The 14,887-nt window shown below is 70.9% G+C and carries 13 protein-coding genes; 3 read left to right on the forward strand and 10 right to left on the reverse strand.

What is annotated here, in order from left to right; all coding sequences use genetic code 11:
• Window positions 1-4: 4 nt before the first annotated feature.
• Genes OG494_RS35930 through OG494_RS35945 form a run of 4 tightly spaced genes read right to left on the reverse strand, consistent with a single transcriptional unit; the run spans window position 5 to window position 3,936 of the window.
• The gene (locus OG494_RS35930; RefSeq protein WP_328446364.1) at window positions 5-634 is read right to left on the reverse strand and encodes an acyltransferase; all 630 of its coding nucleotides are present in this window, start codon (window positions 632-634) and stop codon (window positions 5-7) included.
• Window positions 621-1,817 carry a glycosyltransferase family 4 protein gene (locus OG494_RS35935; protein WP_328446366.1) on the reverse strand — a complete coding sequence of 399 codons (1,197 nt, stop codon included), beginning with the start codon at window positions 1,815-1,817 and terminating at the stop codon, window positions 621-623. Before OG494_RS35935 ends, OG494_RS35930 begins: the two co-directional genes overlap by 14 nt.
• Window positions 1,818-1,849: 32 nt before the next feature.
• A complete protein-coding gene (locus OG494_RS35940) occupies window positions 1,850-2,779 on the reverse strand; it encodes an NAD-dependent epimerase/dehydratase family protein (RefSeq protein WP_328446368.1) in 930 nt (309 codons plus the stop codon).
• 23 nt (window positions 2,780-2,802) lie between these two features.
• Window positions 2,803-3,936, reverse strand: a complete 1,134-nt coding sequence (locus OG494_RS35945) for a DegT/DnrJ/EryC1/StrS family aminotransferase (protein WP_328446370.1) — start codon at window positions 3,934-3,936, stop codon at window positions 2,803-2,805.
• Window positions 3,937-4,063: 127 nt separating this feature from the next.
• On the opposite strand from OG494_RS35945, the gene OG494_RS35950 reads away from it, so the two are divergent.
• Window positions 4,064-7,159, forward strand: coding sequence for a BTAD domain-containing putative transcriptional regulator (locus OG494_RS35950; protein ID WP_328446372.1), 3,096 nt, complete (start codon window positions 4,064-4,066; stop codon window positions 7,157-7,159).
• On the opposite strand, the gene OG494_RS35955 is transcribed toward OG494_RS35950, so the two are convergent.
• The gene (locus OG494_RS35955) at window positions 7,137-7,625 is read right to left on the reverse strand and encodes a nuclear transport factor 2 family protein (RefSeq protein WP_328446374.1); all 489 of its coding nucleotides are present in this window, start codon (window positions 7,623-7,625) and stop codon (window positions 7,137-7,139) included. The two genes, OG494_RS35950 and OG494_RS35955, sit on opposite strands and share 23 nt — an antisense overlap.
• Window positions 7,622-8,218, reverse strand: coding sequence for a TetR/AcrR family transcriptional regulator (locus OG494_RS35960; protein ID WP_328446376.1), 597 nt, complete (start codon window positions 8,216-8,218; stop codon window positions 7,622-7,624). Before OG494_RS35960 ends, OG494_RS35955 begins: the two co-directional genes overlap by 4 nt.
• Before the next feature lie 95 nt (window positions 8,219-8,313).
• Here OG494_RS35960 and lhgO point away from each other — a divergent pair, with 95 nt between their 5' ends.
• Entirely contained in the window at window positions 8,314-9,498 is a 1,185-nt protein-coding gene (gene lhgO / locus OG494_RS35965; RefSeq protein ID WP_328446377.1) for an L-2-hydroxyglutarate oxidase, read from the forward strand.
• Window positions 9,499-9,501: 3 nt separating this feature from the next.
• Here lhgO and OG494_RS35970 read toward each other — a convergent pair whose 3' ends face one another.
• Together OG494_RS35970 and serS are read right to left on the reverse strand one after the other, a co-directional pair.
• Window positions 9,502-10,506 (reverse strand): DUF3558 family protein, encoded by a 1,005-nt coding sequence (locus OG494_RS35970; protein WP_328446379.1) that lies wholly within the window; start codon window positions 10,504-10,506, stop codon window positions 9,502-9,504.
• A 69-nt stretch (window positions 10,507-10,575) separates the two neighbouring features.
• Window positions 10,576-11,838, reverse strand: a complete 1,263-nt coding sequence (gene serS, locus OG494_RS35975; RefSeq protein WP_328446381.1) for a serine--tRNA ligase — start codon at window positions 11,836-11,838, stop codon at window positions 10,576-10,578.
• Between the two features lie 120 nt (window positions 11,839-11,958).
• Between serS and OG494_RS35980 the strand changes: the two genes are divergently transcribed.
• Window positions 11,959-13,251, forward strand: a complete 1,293-nt coding sequence (locus OG494_RS35980) for an aspartate aminotransferase family protein (protein ID WP_328446383.1) — start codon at window positions 11,959-11,961, stop codon at window positions 13,249-13,251.
• A gap of 167 nt (window positions 13,252-13,418) precedes the next feature.
• Here OG494_RS35980 and OG494_RS35985 read toward each other — a convergent pair whose 3' ends face one another.
• Together OG494_RS35985 and OG494_RS35990 are read right to left on the reverse strand one after the other, a co-directional pair.
• Complete coding sequence (locus tag OG494_RS35985) at window positions 13,419-14,324, reverse strand: haloalkane dehalogenase (RefSeq protein WP_328446384.1); 906 nt, start codon at window positions 14,322-14,324, stop codon at window positions 13,419-13,421.
• Window positions 14,325-14,395: 71 nt separating this feature from the next.
• Window positions 14,396-14,848, reverse strand: coding sequence for a DUF350 domain-containing protein (locus OG494_RS35990; RefSeq protein ID WP_247059881.1), 453 nt, complete (start codon window positions 14,846-14,848; stop codon window positions 14,396-14,398).
• Window positions 14,849-14,887 lie beyond the last annotated feature (39 nt).

Raw genomic sequence — 14,887 nt, forward strand, 5'->3', positions numbered from 1 at the left:
AAAGCTACTGCTCCGAGTAGTCGCCCGATGGTGCTCCCCAGCCCGAAGTGTTCTGCCCTTGTGACTCCGCGATCTCGCGGCGGCGGGCGTTGTCCGCGCGGACCCGGTCCACTTCGGACTGGATGTAGTCCTCGTCGTAGCGCTGGAAGACCCGGGCCGGGTTGCCCGCGACCAGCGTCCGCGGCGGGACGTCCTTGGCCACCACCGAGTTCGGCTGGACCGTGGCGAAGTCGCCGATCGTCACGCCCGCCATGATGACCACCAGGCCGCCGATGAAACAGCCCTTGCCGATCTTCACCGGCTTGCGCTCGATCAGGTCGCTGCCCGAATGGTTCTGCAGCGTCATGTTCGCGAGCCAGCTGGAGTGCGTGAAGATCAGTGTGTTCAGCCCGATGCTGGTGTGCTCGCCGATCTCCAGGCCGCCGCTCGCGTCGAGCGCCGCGCCTTCGCCGACCCAGCAGTGGTCGCCCATCTTCAGGTTCTCGGGGCTGATGATCTTGACGCGCTCGCGCACGCGGCACGTCTCGGGCAGGCCGTAGTACTTCGCCCGCTCGGCGTCGTTCATGTACTGCGAGACGAGCTCGGTCAGGATCTGCGGACGCAGCCGGTGGCTGCGCTCGTCATCGAAGAACATCGGCGTCCGACACCAGTTTCTCGAAGGTCCGCAGGTGCTCCTCGGCCACGACGTCGAGGCCGAAGTTCGCCCGCACCATTTCGCTCTCGCGCTGCGCGATCAGCGCGCGCTTCTCCGGGTCGTCGAGCAGCTCGATGACCGTCGAGGCCACGGCTTCCGCGTCGTCCGGGCGGACCAGCAGCACGTTCTCGCCGTTGCGCAGCTCGATGCCCGGGTAGTTGTCCTCGGTGACCGACGCGATCGTCGCCGTGCCGGACAGCATCGCCTCCAGCGACGCCGTGCCGCAGCCGCCGTTCAGGTCGTGCGTCACGATGTCGGCCGCCGCGAAGTACGCCGGGACGTCCTCCTTCGGCACCGCACCGGTGACGACCAGCGCCTCGGAGACGCCCAGTTCGGCGGCCCGCCTCAGGAACGCGTCGTGGTAGACGCGGCCGACGACGACGACCCGCACGCCCGGGTGTTTGTCCAAAATGGACGGCAAGGCTTCGATGAGCGGCAAGCGGTTGCGCAGCGGGATGACGTGTCCGAGCGAGACGATCAGCGGCGCGTCGCCGATTTCGTGCTCCGCGCGGACGTCCTTCGTGACCGGCTTCGCGAAGTGGCCGGTGTCGACGGCGATCGGGTAGTACTCCGAGTTCGCGTCGCTGGTGCCGTAGCGCTCGACGCAGTAGTCGACGCCGAGCTTGTCGAGGATGACGTACCGCGGCCGGATGTAGCGGAGGATCGGCCGTACGAGCACCGCGTCGAGCAGGCGAAACACGCCGCCGTACAGCTTGTTGTCGCTGATCAGCAGGGTGTGGATGGTCAGCAGCACCGGGATGTTCCGCCGCCGCGCGTAGATCCCGGCCAGCCACGACAGGTCGAAGAACTGGCCGTGCAGGTGGATCGCGTCCGGCTTGAACTCATTCAGCAGCTTCCACAGCCGCCGCCAGTTGCCCGGCCGCGGCGACGCGAAGCTCATGTCGAAGTCGATCGACAGCCCGACCTGCGGCATCTTCACCGCGGGGAGACGCACGACGCGGTAACCGTCACGCTCCTCCTCGGCCGGCGCGTCGGCGTAGGCGGCCGTGATCGCCAGGACCTCGTGGCCCTCCTCGACGAACTGAGCTGCCAGTGACGCCGACATGTGCGCGCTCCCGCCCACCCGGGGCGGGAAGAAGTTGTTGACCACCGCGATGCGCATCGCACGTCCTTGGGCAGGGCCCGCGGCGGCACTCACTCGGAGTCCTTGACCAGCTGTCGCATGCCTTCTTCGACAGTGATCCGCGGCTCCCAGCCGAGCACCTCGCGGGCGCGGGTGATGTCGGCGGCGCGCCGCGAGACCAGCACGTCACGCTCGTTGAACAGCGGCTCGACGTCGACGCCGACAGCCTCGATCAGGATCTTGGCCAGCGCGGCGATCGACGTGTCGATGCCGGTGCCGATGTTGATCGGCAGGTTCGCCCGCTCCGACTCGAGCGCCGCGACGACGGCCCGCGCCAGGTCGGTGACGTGCACGAAGTCCATCGACTGGTCACCGCGGCCGTCGATGATCGGCGGCTGGCCGGCGCGCAGGCGCTGGATGAAGTGGTTGATCACCGAGGTGTAGTACGCCTCGATCTTCTGGCCGGGCCCGTACACGTTGAAGAACCGCAGCGCGTTCCAGGACAGGCCCTTCTGGCGCTCGTAGAAGCCGAGCATGTCCTCGCCGGCGCGCTTCGAGATGCAGTACGGCGTGAGCGGCTTGAGCTCGTCGTCCTCGTGCATCGGCAGCCGCTTCGGCTCGCCGTAGACCGACGCGGTCGACGCGAACACCAGCCGCTCGACGCCTTCGTCGGCGGCCGCGGCGAACACGTTGTGGTTACCGGTCATGTTGATGTCGAACGACTCGTGCGGGTCGGCGATCGACTTGTTGATCGAGACCGTGGCGAAGTGGATGACGTGGGTGCAGCCGCGCATCGCCTCGCGCACCGCGCCGCCGTAGCGGACGTCCTTCTCGACCAGCTCGACCTTGCCGGTGGCGACGAACTCGTTGACGCGGGCGCGGTCGCCGCGGGTCATGTTGTCGAAGATGCGGACGGTGTAGCCGCCCTCGATCAGCAAGGGGATTACGTGTGCGGCGATGAACCCACCGGCCCCCGTGAACAGGACCTTCTTCTCGGACACCAAATTCTCCTCGGTCGGTGGCTTCAGGACAGGGACTGCACGGCGGCGCGCACGACCTCGCCGACGCGCGCCACTTCGGCGTCCGTCAGGTTGGCGTGCATGGGGATGGCGAGCTGACGCGCGAACGCGTCGGCCGACACGGGCAGCGGGGTCTGGGGGCCGTAGATCGGCTGGAGGTGGGAGGCGTAGGTGCCGAAGTTGCACTGGACGCCCTGCTCGCGGATGCGCAGGGCCAGCTGGTCGCGGCTGATCTCCGGAGCGACCGTGAGCAGGTAGGCCTGCCACGGGTGCTCGCGGTCGGGCAGCTCGACGGGGACGGTCAGCGCGCCGACGTCGTCGAAAGCCTCGTGGTAGCGCTTCGCGACCGAGCGGCGGGCGGCGAGGAGGTCGGGCAGGCGGTCGAGCTGGACGTTCATGATCGCGGCCTGGACGTCCGACATGCGGAAGTTGTACCCGAGCTCGTGGAACTCCGGGATCGGCAGTGAGGTGGCGCCTTCGCGGCTGATCGCCGGTTCGATGCCGTACGTGTGGAGCTTGCGGGCGTGCGCGATCAGGTCTTCGCGGTCCGAGACCAGCGCGCCGCCTTCGCCCGCGGTGATGCCCTTGCGGCCGTGGAAGGAGAACGCGGCCAGGTCGGCGAGGCTGCCGGCCGGGCGCGTCTTGTACGTCGCGCCGGCGGCGCACGCGGCGTCTTCGAACAGCCAGAGGCCGTGCTTGTCGGCGATCGCGCGGTACTCGTCGAAGTCGCCCGGCTGGCCCGCGACGTCGACGACGAGGATGCCGGCCGTGCGCGGGGTGATCAGGGTTTCGATGTGCGCCGGGTCGGCGCTGAAGACGTCCGGGCGGATGTCGGCGAAGACCGGCTTCGCGCCGGCCTGGACGACGGCGTGGCCGGTCGCCGGGAAGGTGTAGTCGCCGACGATCACCTCGTCGCCCGGCTGGACGCCGAGCACCTTGAGACCGAGGAACAGCGCCGAGCCGCAGTTCGCGGTGGTCAGCGCGTGCGCGGTGCCGGTGACCTGCGCGAACCGTTCCTCGAAACGGCGGCACGCGGGACCGGCCCCGGCCAGCCAGCCGGAGCGGAAGACTTCGGCGACGGCGGCGAGCTCTTCCTCGCCGACGGTCGGCTGACCTAGGGCAATGCTGTCGGGCGACATACCTCTCCCATTGCGTGGGGACCCGGCGAAGTGTATATACGTACGCTCAGCTGATTCACAGGCCCACACCGAACCCCTCTTTCGAGTGACGCCCACCATGAGCCTGACCACGCCCTACGCTGGGCGCATGCGATTCGGGGTCCTGGGGGCCGTCACCGCGTGGCACCCGGACGGCGCACCAGCGGTGGTGGGCGGCCCGCGCTCGCGCACGCTGCTGGCGCTGCTCGCCCTCGACGCCGGCCGGTTCGTCCCGGCCGAGCGGCTGATCGACGGGATGTACGGCGAGCACCCGCCGGACGGCGCGGCGAACGCCCTCCAATCCCAGGTGTCGCGGCTGCGGACGGCGTTGAAGGACCTGGCGCCGGTCGAGTTCACCGCAGCGGGCTATCGCCTGGTCGTCGATCCGGACGAAGTGGACGTACACCGCTTCGAACGTCTCGCGCGCGAAGGCCGCGGTCTGCTGAAGGCCGGCTCGCCCGCCGCGGACGTGCTGGGCGAGGCCTTGGCGCTGTGGCGCGGGCCGGCGTTCAGCGACCTGGCCGACGCGCCGTTCGCCGCCGCCCAGGCCGCCCGGCTCCACGAGCTGCGGGCCGACGCGGCCGACGACCACGTCGAGGCCCGGCTGGCCCTGGGCCAGGCCGAAGACGTCCTCGCCGGCCTGCGCGAGACGATCGCCGCCCGGCCGCTGCGGGAGCGGCCGCGCACGCAGCTCGTCCGCGCGCTGCACGCCGCGGGCCGATCCGCCGACGCGCTGGCCGCGTTCGAGGACGCCCGCCGCACCCTGGCCGACGAGCTGGGCGCCGACCCCGGCGCGGAACTCGCCGAAGCGCACCTCGCCGTGCTTCGCGGCGAAACCGAGAAGCCCGCGATCTCGGCGCTGCCCGCGCAGCTGACCAGCTTCGTCGGACGCGACGACGAGCTGCGGCAGGTCTCGGAGCTGCTGGCGCGCGCCCGGCTCGTGACGCTCACCGGGCCCGGCGGCACCGGCAAGACGCGGCTGGCCGTCGAGGTCGCGGCGGCCGAGGCGGGCCCGGTCGCCTTCGTCGAACTGGCACCGCACGGCCCCGCGGACGTCGTCGGCGCGGCGCTGACCGCGCTGGGCCTGCGGGACACGCCCCTGCGCCAGCGTGAGGCGCAGGACCCCGCCGACCGGCTGATCGCGGCGCTGCGCGACCGCACGACGCTGCTGGTGCTCGACAACTGCGAGCACGTCATCGACGTCGCGGCCCGGCTGGCCGGGCGGCTGCTCGGCGCGTGCCCCGGGCTGCGGGTGCTGGCCACCAGCCGTGAGCCCCTCGGCATCACCGGTGAGCAGCTGGCGCCGGTGCCGCGTCTGGCCGTGCCGCCGCCCGGGACGTCCGCCGCGCGGGCCGGCGAGTTCGCGGCGATCCGGCTGTTCGCCGACCGCGCGGCCGCGAGCGATCCCGCGTTCGCCGTCGACGAGTCGACGATCGGCGACGTCCAGCACATCTGTGCGGCCCTCGACGGCCTGCCGCTGGCCTTGGAGCTGGCCGCGGCCCGCGTCCGCATCCTGCCGGCCGGTGAGATCGCGGCCCGGCTCGACGACCGGTTCCGGCTGCTCGCGCGCGGCAGCCGCACCGCCGAAGCGCGGCACCGGTCGCTGCGCGGCGTGGTCGAGTGGAGCTGGGACCTGCTCGACGACGAGGAGCGTGAACTCGCGCGGCGGCTGACGGTGTTCCCCGGCGGCGCGACGAGCGCCGCGGCCGCCGAGGTGTGCGGCGCGGACGTCGACCTGCTGCCGGAGCTGGCCGACAAGTCGCTGGTCGAGGCGGTCGGCGGGCGGTTCCGGATGCTGGAGACGATCCGCGCGTTCTGCGCCGAGAAGCTCGCCGAAGCGGGCGAGACGGACGCCTTGCACCGCGCGCACGCCGAGTACTTCCTGCGGTTCGCCGAAGAGGCCGACCCGATGCTGCGCACGGCGGCGCAGCTGGAGTGGCTGGCCCGGATCGACGCCGACTACGACAACATCCTCGCGGCCCTGCGCTGGGCGGCCGACGCGGACATCGTGCTCGCGTTGCGGCTGGTCACGCCCCTGGCGATGTACTGGTGGATGCGCGGCCGGCGGTTCGAGGGCGCGGGGGTGTCGCTGGAGGTCGTCAAGCGCTGCGGGCCGGAAGTGCGGGCGGAGTACCTCGAAGAGTTCCTGCTCTGCATGCTCACCGCGCTGGCCGGCATGCCGAACGAAGAGGCCCTCGCGCCGTACGTGCCCCTGGCCCAGCGGTACGCCCGGGATTCGATGTGGATGCCGCGGCACCCCATGCTGATCATGGTGCTGGCGGTGGTGGTCGGGCCGCCCGCCGACGACGCGGAGCTGTACGGGCGCGGCGAGGCGATGCTGGCGCAGGGCGACGCGTGGAGCTGGGCGCTGGTGCCGACGGGGCTCGGCCTGCGGTCGATGATGACCGGCGACCTCGGCCAAGCCGAGGAGGGCCTGCGCGAAGGCGCCGCGCAATACCGTGCGCTGGGCGAGCGGTGGGGCCTGTCGATGGCGCTGGACCACCTGTCCCAGCTGCTGAGCTGGCGGGGCGAGCACGCCGAGGCGCTGGTGAAGATGGACGAGTCGCTGGCCCTGATGCACGAACTGGGCGCGACGGACGACGTCGCGGACCTGATCACGCGCCGCGCCTGGACCCGGGTGCTGCAGGGTGACCACGACGGCGCGCGGGCGGATTACGAGCTGGCCGCGTCGACCGCCCGCCGCTCGGGCATGCCGGAATCCCGGGCGGCGGCCTACGTCGGCCTGGCGGACCTGTCCCGGCTGGCCGGTGACCTGGCCACGGCGCGCGCCTTCTGCGAACGCGCGCTGGCGGAGTGCGAAGGCGGGTCGTTCGCGGCCGAGACGGCCCACGCGCGCGCGTTGATCTCGCTGGGCTGGCTGGCCCTGGCGGAAGGCCGGGTTTCCGACGCGGCCGGTTCGCACCGGCAGGCGCTGCTGGTGGGCCGGCACTGGCACGCGGGCGACGTCGTGGCGTTCGCGCTGGAGGGCCTGGCCGGCGCGGCGGCCCACCCGGAGCAGGCGGCGGTGCTGCTGGGTGCGGCCGCGGCGGTGCGGGGGACGGCGATCAGCGGCGACCCGGACGCGTCGTCGATCCGGGCGCGGGTGCGGGAGTCGCTGGGGGCAGCGGGTTTCGAACGGGCCTACGGCGTCGGGCTGGGGATGAGCGCGCAGAAGGCGCTGACTACGGCCGGGCTCGCGGACTGACCAGCGGGACCGCGTACCGGTCCCCCGACTTCACCATCGCCAGCAACGGTTTTGTCGCCACGCCCAGCACGCGCGCGGCCCACCGGCGGCCGTTGCGCCGGGCGATGTCCGGGCCGAACCGGTCCATCAACGCCACCAGCCCCGGCAGCGTGCGCACGAACAGCGTCACCTCTTCGATCAAGCCCGCGGAGTTCAGCCGCAGCAGCGCGGCCTCTTCGATCGGCTCGCCGCCGATGCGGGCCGTGTAAACCACCACCCGGGTCCGCTCATCACCCACGTCCGTGTGGAACCGGAGTTCCGTCAGGTGCGAGTACGCCACCTCGATCAGCGCGCGCAGTTCCGCGTGCCCGGTGAAGCGCACCCGCGAAGTCAGCGGCGAGTGCAGCACGGCGTCCGGGGCGAACGCCGTCATCGCCAGGTCCACGTCGCCGGTTTCCGCCGCGATCCGGTACGTCTCGGTGCTCATCGCTCCCCCTTGGTCAGCGTGGCCAGGCCGCGCCACAGCAGGTCGACCGTCAGCGCCACGACCTCGTCGCGCGGGACTTCCCGGTGGCGCCACCACCACGTCGCCACCGCGTTCAGCGCGCTCTTGCTCGCGTCCGCCAGGACCTCGTCGGCCAGCTCACGCGGGATGCGGGCGGTCAGGTCGAGGCTCGGGATGCCGCGGAACAACGCCGTCAGGTTGGCCGTCGCCCGGTCCTGGCCCGCCCGGTGCGTCGCCGCGACGGCCGGGTCCGACGGCGGCTCCGCGAAGATCATCCGCCAGCCGCGTTCGTGGGTTTCGATCCACGCGAAGATCGCCGACACGCGGCTGCGCAGCAACACTTCCGGGTCATCCGAGAGCGGCAGCTCGGCCCAGCCCGCCAGCAGATCGTCCACTTCGGACTCCAGCAGGGCCGCGTACAACTGCGCCTTGGCCGGGAAGTGGTCGTAGAGCACCGGCGTGCTGATTCCGGCCGCTGCCGCGACTTCGCGCATGCCGGCCGCGTCGTAGCCCGCCGAGGCGAACACCTCGGCGGCCGCGGCGACGATCAGCTCGCGCCGCGCTTCCCGGGTCAACCGCTTACCTGACATTGGTCAGGTACGTTACCTGACGAACGTTAGGTAACGCCAGGGGGCGGCGCGCACCAGGGACTCGCGTAGCCTGGTCGATCGTGCGCAACGTGGTGGTCGTCGGGGGCGGGATCGTCGGTCTGGCTGTGGCCTGGGAGCTGACCAGGCGCGGGCTGGACGTCACCGTGCTGGAGAAGGAGCCGCGGTGGGCGGCGCACCAGACCGGGCACAACTCGAACGTCGTCCACGCCGGGCTCTACTACAAGCCGGGTTCCTTCAAGGCGCGGATGTCCGTCGCCGGCAACCGGTCCATCGTGGACTTCGCGCGGCAGTACGGCGTACCGGTCGAGGTGTGCGGGAAGCTCGTCGTCGCCACCGACGAGAAGGAGATCCCGGCGCTCGACACGCTCGCCGAGCGGGCCGAGGCCAACGGCGTCCCGGCGAAGAAGATCTCCCCCGCCGAAGCGCGGGAGTACGAGCCCGAGGTCGCCTGCGTCGCCGCGCTGCGCGTCGAGTCGACCGGGATCATCGACTTCCCCGCCGTCTGCGAGGCCCTCGTGCGGCTGCTCGACGAAGCCGGCGTCGACCTGCGACTGAACAGCCCGGCGGTGGCCATCCGGGCCGGCGCGAACGGCGGGGTCGAGGTCGCCACCGGGTCCGACGTCATCGTCGCGGACGGGCTCGTCAACTGCGCCGGCCTGCACTCCGACCGCGTCGCGCGGCTGGCCGGGCTGACGCCGTCGGCCAAGATCGTGCCGTTCCGCGGCGAGTACTACGAGCTCAAGCCCGAACGCCGCGGGCTGGTCAAGGGCCTGATCTACCCGGTGCCGGACCCGACGCTGCCGTTCCTCGGCGTGCACCTGACCCGGATGCTCGACGGCAGCGTGCACGCCGGCCCCAACGCCGTGCTCGCGCTGCGCCGCGAGGGCTACCGCTGGAGCGACTTCTCCGCCAAGGACGTCGCCGAGGTCGCGGCCTTCCCCGGCGTCTGGCGGCTCGCGAAGAAGTACGCGGTCCCGACCGGCCTCGACGAGGTGCGGCGCTCGTTCTCGAAGAAGCGTTTCGCCGCCAGCCTCGCCCGGCTGGTCCCGGCCGTCACCGAGAACGACATCGTCCGCCACGGCTCGGGCGTCCGCGCGCAGGCGATGCGCCGCGACGGCTCGCTCGTCGACGACTTCCTCATCGAGACCGCCCGCGACCAGGTGCACGTCCTGAACGCGCCGTCGCCGGCCGCGACGAGCGCGCTGGAGATCGCGCGCCACATCGCGGACCAGGTCTCGGCCTGAGGTTCAGGCCGGCAGGTTCGCCGTCACCAGCGGCAGGCCTTGTTTGACGACGTCGCACGTCTTGGTGTCGTCCCCGATGAACCCGCTGACCACCTGCACCGACGAGGTGTCCGTGATCGGCAGGGTCGCGCCGCAGGTCGCGCGCAGGCCGCCCATGTTCGGGAAAACGCCCCACTTCTTGCCGCCGACGTCGACGGTTTCGGTCGGCTGGACGTCCGTCGTGCCCGGCCAGTCGGCCACCGGGGTGCTGGGGCCGACCCAGACCTCGAACGCCTTCTGGCCGTCGTTGCCGTCGGTGTCGTCCCACAGGCAGTAGGACGAGTTCGGCACGACGTTCGAGACGGTCTTCTCGCCGCTCGGCGAGATGTTCTTCAGCTGCGCCAGCTGTTCCGGCTTCATCAGCGTGCACGGGTCGACCGACAGCAGCGGGCCGCCCGGCTCCGGCTTCGCCGACGTCGACGGCGTGATCTGGGGCGCGTCCTGACCGCCCGGCAGGTGCGAAGCGACCTGCGGGATCGCCGGTTTCGCCAGCGCGCAGGACTTGGCCAGGTCCGTGCCGGAGACGCTGACGTAGGCGAACGACTTCTCACCCAGCACGGTGTAGAGCGAGCAGTCACCGGCCAGGATCGACGCGTACTGCGTCCAGCTGAAGCCGCCGATCCGCTCCGGCGAGGACTTCGGGACGGCACCGGCGAGGTACTCGTCGATGCTGATGTCCACCGCCATGCCGACGTTCAGCACCGACGACATCTCGGCGTCGTCCTTCGAGTTCCAGAGGCACATGGCCGCTTGGTTCCGCGATTTGTCGCCCGGCACCGACCGGCCCGCCCCTTGGTAGCCGAGGGCGTCGACCTGCTCCGGGGTCAGCAGCGAACAAGCGTCGACGACCTTGGTCACCGGCCCCTGGCCCGGCACCGGCGACGCCGACCCGCCGACCGTCACCGTGCAGCCGGTCACCACGGTCGCGGCGGCCGCCAGCGCGACCACGGCCTGCCACTTCATGCGCATCCGAAGAATCCTCCCGTTCGGCCCGGACATTACTGGGCCGAACGGGTGCGCACCTGGCATAACCCCAAATCAGCGGGGCGTGAGGACTTCCTTGCCGCCGACGAACGGGCGCAGCGCCTCGGGGACGCGCACGGAGCCGTCCTCCTGCTGGTGGTTCTCGACGATCGCGACGATCCAGCGGGTGGTGGCCAGGGTGCCGTTGAGCGTCGCGGCGATCAGCGGCTTGCCGTTCTCGCCGCGGTAGCGGACCGAGAGGCGGCGGGCCTGGAACGTCGTGCAGTTGGACGTCGAGGTCAGCTCGCGGTAGGCCTCCTGGCTCGGGACCCACGCCTCGCAGTCGAACTTGCGGTGCGCGGACGTGCCGAGGTCGCCGGTCGCGGTGTCGATGACCCGGTAGGGCACCTCGATCTTCGCCAGCATCTGCTCTTCCCAGTCCAGCAGCCGCGCGTGCTCCGCCTCGGCGTCCTCCGGCTTGGTGTAGACGAACATCTCCACCTTGTCGAACTGGTGCACGCGGATGATGCCGCGGGTGTCCTTGCCGTACGAGCCGGCTTCGCGGCGGTAGCAGGACGACCAGCCCGCGTAGCGCTTCGCGTCGTCGTTCAGGTCGAGGATCTCGTCGGCGTGGAAACCCGCGAGCGGCACTTCCGACGTGCCGACGAGGTACAGGTCGTCGTCGGCGAGGTGGTAGATCTCGCTCGAGTGCTGGCCGAGGAAGCCGGTGCCGGCCATGATCTCCGGGCGCACCAGGGACGGCGTGATCATCGGCGTGAAGCCGTTTTCGAGCGCCTGCGCGATGGCCATGTTGAGCAGGCCGAGCTGCAGCTGCGCGCCGATGCCGGTGAGGAAGTAGAACCGCGAGCCGGACACCTTCGCGCCGCGCTCCATGTCGACGCCGCCGAGCGCTTCGAGCAGCTCGAGGTGATCGCGCGGGGTGAAGCCGAGCTTGGTCGGCTCGCCGACGTGCTTGACGACGGCGAAGTCGTCTTCGCCGCCGATCGGCGCGTCCGGGTGCACCAGGTTCGGCACGGTCCGGAAGAGCTGGTCGAACTCCTCCGACGACGTGTTCTGCTCCGCCTCGGCGGCCTTCACCTGGGCGGCGAGCTCCTTGGCCGTCGCCAGCAGCTGCTGCTTCTCCTCCGGCGGGGCCTTCGGGATCTGCTTGCCCAGGATCTTCTGCTCGTTGCGCAGCTTGTCCGCGGCCGCGATCGAAGAGCGGCGCCGGGAGTCGAGGGAGAGCAGCTTGTCGACCACTCCTTCGTCCTCGCCACGGGCGCGCTGCGACGCGCGCACGGCTTCCGGGTCATCGCGCAGAGTCCTGGGGTCAATCACGAAGACAGAGGGTAGTCCGTACAGACTGTGCGCCCGTCAGCGGTTGTCCCGACAGTCTGATCGTTGAAGCTCTGTTCGCGGGCTCCCCATACTCCAAGGAGACCCCGAGGAGGCGCCCCGATGACCGACGAGCTGCTCGCCCGCCACCGCGCTGTGATGCCGTCCTGGATGTCGCTGCTCTACGAGGAGCCGATCGAGATCGTGCACGCGCACGACCGGCGGATGACCGACTCGCAGGGCCGCACCTACCTCGACTTCTTCGCCGGCGTGCTGACGAACTCGATGGGCTACGACGTCGCCGAGATCGGCGACGCGGTCCGCAAGCAGCTCGACACCGGCATCCTGCACACCTCGACGCTGTACCTGATCCGCTCCCAGGTCGAGCTGGCCGAGCGGATCGCTTCGCTGTCCGGCATCCCGGACGCCAAGGTCTTCTTCACGAACTCCGGCAGCGAGGCGAACGACACCGCGCTGATGCTCGCGACACAGTTCCGGCGCAGCAACCAGGTGCTGGCGATGCGGAACTCCTACCACGGCCGGTCGTTCGGGACGGTCGCGATCACCGGCAACCGCGGCTGGTCGGCGTCGGCGCTGAGCCCGGTCAAGGTCAACTACGTCCACGGCGGCTACCGCTACCGCAGCCCCTTCCGCGACCTGTCCGACGCGGCGTACATCGACGCCTGCGTCGCCGACCTGGTCGACGTGCTCGACACGGCGACGGCGGGCGACGTCGCCTGCCTGATCGCCGAGCCGATCCAGGGCGTCGGCGGCTTCAGCCTCCCGCCGGACGGCCTGTTCCGCGCCATGAAGGAAGTGCTCGACTCCTACGGCGTGCTGTTCATCTCGGACGAGGTCCAGACGGGCTGGGGCCGCACGGGCGAGCACTTCTGGGGCATCGACGCGCACGGCGTGACGCCGGACATGATGACCTTCGCGAAGGGCCTCGGCAACGGCCTCGCGGTCGGCGGCGTGGTCGCCCGCGGCGACGTGCTGGACTGCTTCCAGGCCCAGTCGTTCTCGACGTTCGGCGGCAACCCGGTCTCGATGGCCGGCGCGACGGCGGTGCTGGACTACATCAAGGACCACGACCTCCAGGCGAACTGCGCGGCCCGCGGCCGTCAGCTGCTGTCGGGTCTGCAGGCGGCTTCGTCACCGCTGGTGGCGGAGGTCCGCGGCAAGGGCCTGATGATCGGCATCGAGCTGATCAAGCCGGGCACAACAGAACCGTTCGTGGCCGCGGCGGCGCGCATGCTGGAGGAGACGAAGAAGCGCGGCCTGCTGATCGGCAAGGGCGGCCTGCACGGCAACGTGCTGAGGCTGGGCCCGCCGATGACCCTCACCGCCGATGAGGCCCAGGAGGGCCTGGACATCCTGGTCGACTCGCTGGCGGCGACCCACGCGGCGCTCGCCTGACCTGAGCAGCCCCCGATTCAAGCCTAGCGAGCGCCCCCGACAACCCGGGGTCATGAAAAGCCGTGAAGGCCTCCTTACCGGCCATAAGAGCCGGTAAGGAGGCCTTCACGGCTTTAGGGCGAGCGGAACTGTCGGCCCGTCCCGGTAGCGTGGAAATCGGGGGCTGCTCAGCTCAGGATGAAGCGCACCACGTGCTCGGCCAGCTCCTCGCCCGCGTCTTCCTGCAGGAAGTGACCCGCCCCGGTGATCACCGGGTGCTCCAGCCCCTGCGCGCCCTTCAACGAGGCCTGCAGCACCGGGGCCAAGGCGCCCGTGATCGGGTCGCCGTCGGAGAAGGCCACCAGGAACGGGAGCTCCAGCTCCGTCAGCACCTTCCACGCGTCGCGGTTCGCCACGGACGCCGGGTTGTCCGGGCGGTACGGCACCAGGCCGGGCATCGCCCGGGGCGCGGCCTTGTACATCTCGTTCGGGAACGGTGCGTCGTACGCCGCGCGCACCTCGGCCGGCAGCGGTGACTTGCAGCCGGACTGGACGAAGCGCGAGACGTCCAGCACCTGGGCCTTCTCGATGGCCTCGCGGAACGCGTGCCACACCGCCGGCATGTCGTGGTCGCCGGTCGGGAGGCCCGTGTTGGACGCCACGACGCGTGCGAAACGCGCAGGGTGCTCCGCGACCAGGCGGAGGCCGATCAGGCCGCCCCAGTCCTGGCCGACGAGGGTGACGTCGCGCAGGTCGAGGGCGTCGAAGGCGAAACCGCGCATCCACTCGACGTGCCGGGCGTAGGTGTGGTCGACCATGTCGCCCGGCTTGTCGGACCGGCCGAAACCGACCAGGTCCGGCGCGATGGCGCGCAGCCCGGCGGCCGCCAGCACCGGCAGCATCTTGCGGTAGAGGTAGGACCAGCTGGGCTCGCCGTGCAGCAGCAGCACGGGTGGCCCGTCCGCGGGGCCGGCCTCGACGTAACCCACTCTGATGACGCCGCCGTGCGGGTCGTCGAGCTCGACGTACCGCGGCTCGAAGGGGAAGTCGGGCAGGTCCGTGAACCGGTCGTCCGGTGTCCTCAGCAGGCGCACGAACTCCACGCTAGTGGGAACAAGAGAGCCGGGCCACGCACGTGGCCCGGCTCACCTGGATGCGAGGGAGATCAGGAGATGCCGACCGCCACCACGAGGCCCAGGCCGATGTGCGCGGCCGCGACGACGATGCTGACCGGGGCGAACTTCTCGCTCTCGATGGTCGACGCGACGTCGATGCGGGTCGCCCACTCCAGCAGCCGGACGGCGATCACCTGGACGGCGATCCCGAGCAGGCCGTAGACCAGCGAGGTGATGAGGCCCTCGGTGAGGTCGCTCGCCGAGTTGAAGATCGCCACGACGACGATGAACGCCATGGAGAGCAGCCCGGACGCGGTCACGATCACCGCGTTCGGCAGGCCCTGCGTGACCAGCTTCGACAGCTTGCCGGGCGTGGTCCAGTCGATGGCGTAGAAGCCGGCGAACATCAGCAGCAGGCCGATGACGCCGTAGAGCAGGATCGCGCCGATCCCCCGCACGAGGTCGGAGCCGAACGTGTCGGACAGCGCAAGGGTCGTGTTCACGAGTTCTCTCCCAGGAAAAAGAGCTGATCAGCAGCGGTG

Origin of the sequence: Amycolatopsis sp. NBC_00438, from assembly GCF_036026695.1 — a bacterium.
In the GTDB taxonomy this organism is placed as follows: Bacteria; Actinomycetota; Actinomycetes; order Mycobacteriales; family Pseudonocardiaceae; genus Amycolatopsis.

Bases quoted from the DNA above. Each gene is read 5' to 3' on its own strand.
- OG494_RS35930 (WP_328446364.1), bottom strand. From the start codon at position 634: ATGTTCTTCGATGACGAGCGCAGCCACCGGCTGCGTCCGCAGATCCTG.
- OG494_RS35935 (WP_328446366.1), bottom strand. From the start codon at position 1,817: ATGCGCATCGCGGTGGTCAACAACTTCTTCCCGCCCCGGGTGGGCGGG.
- OG494_RS35945 (WP_328446370.1), bottom strand. From the start codon at position 3,936: ATGTCGCCCGACAGCATTGCCCTAGGTCAGCCGACCGTCGGCGAGGAA.
- OG494_RS35950 (WP_328446372.1), top strand. From the start codon at position 4,064: ATGCGATTCGGGGTCCTGGGGGCCGTCACCGCGTGGCACCCGGACGGC.
- OG494_RS35955 (WP_328446374.1), bottom strand. From the start codon at position 7,625: ATGAGCACCGAGACGTACCGGATCGCGGCGGAAACCGGCGACGTGGAC.
- OG494_RS35970 (WP_328446379.1), bottom strand. From the start codon at position 10,506: ATGCGCATGAAGTGGCAGGCCGTGGTCGCGCTGGCGGCCGCCGCGACC.
- OG494_RS35980 (WP_328446383.1), top strand. From the start codon at position 11,959: ATGACCGACGAGCTGCTCGCCCGCCACCGCGCTGTGATGCCGTCCTGG.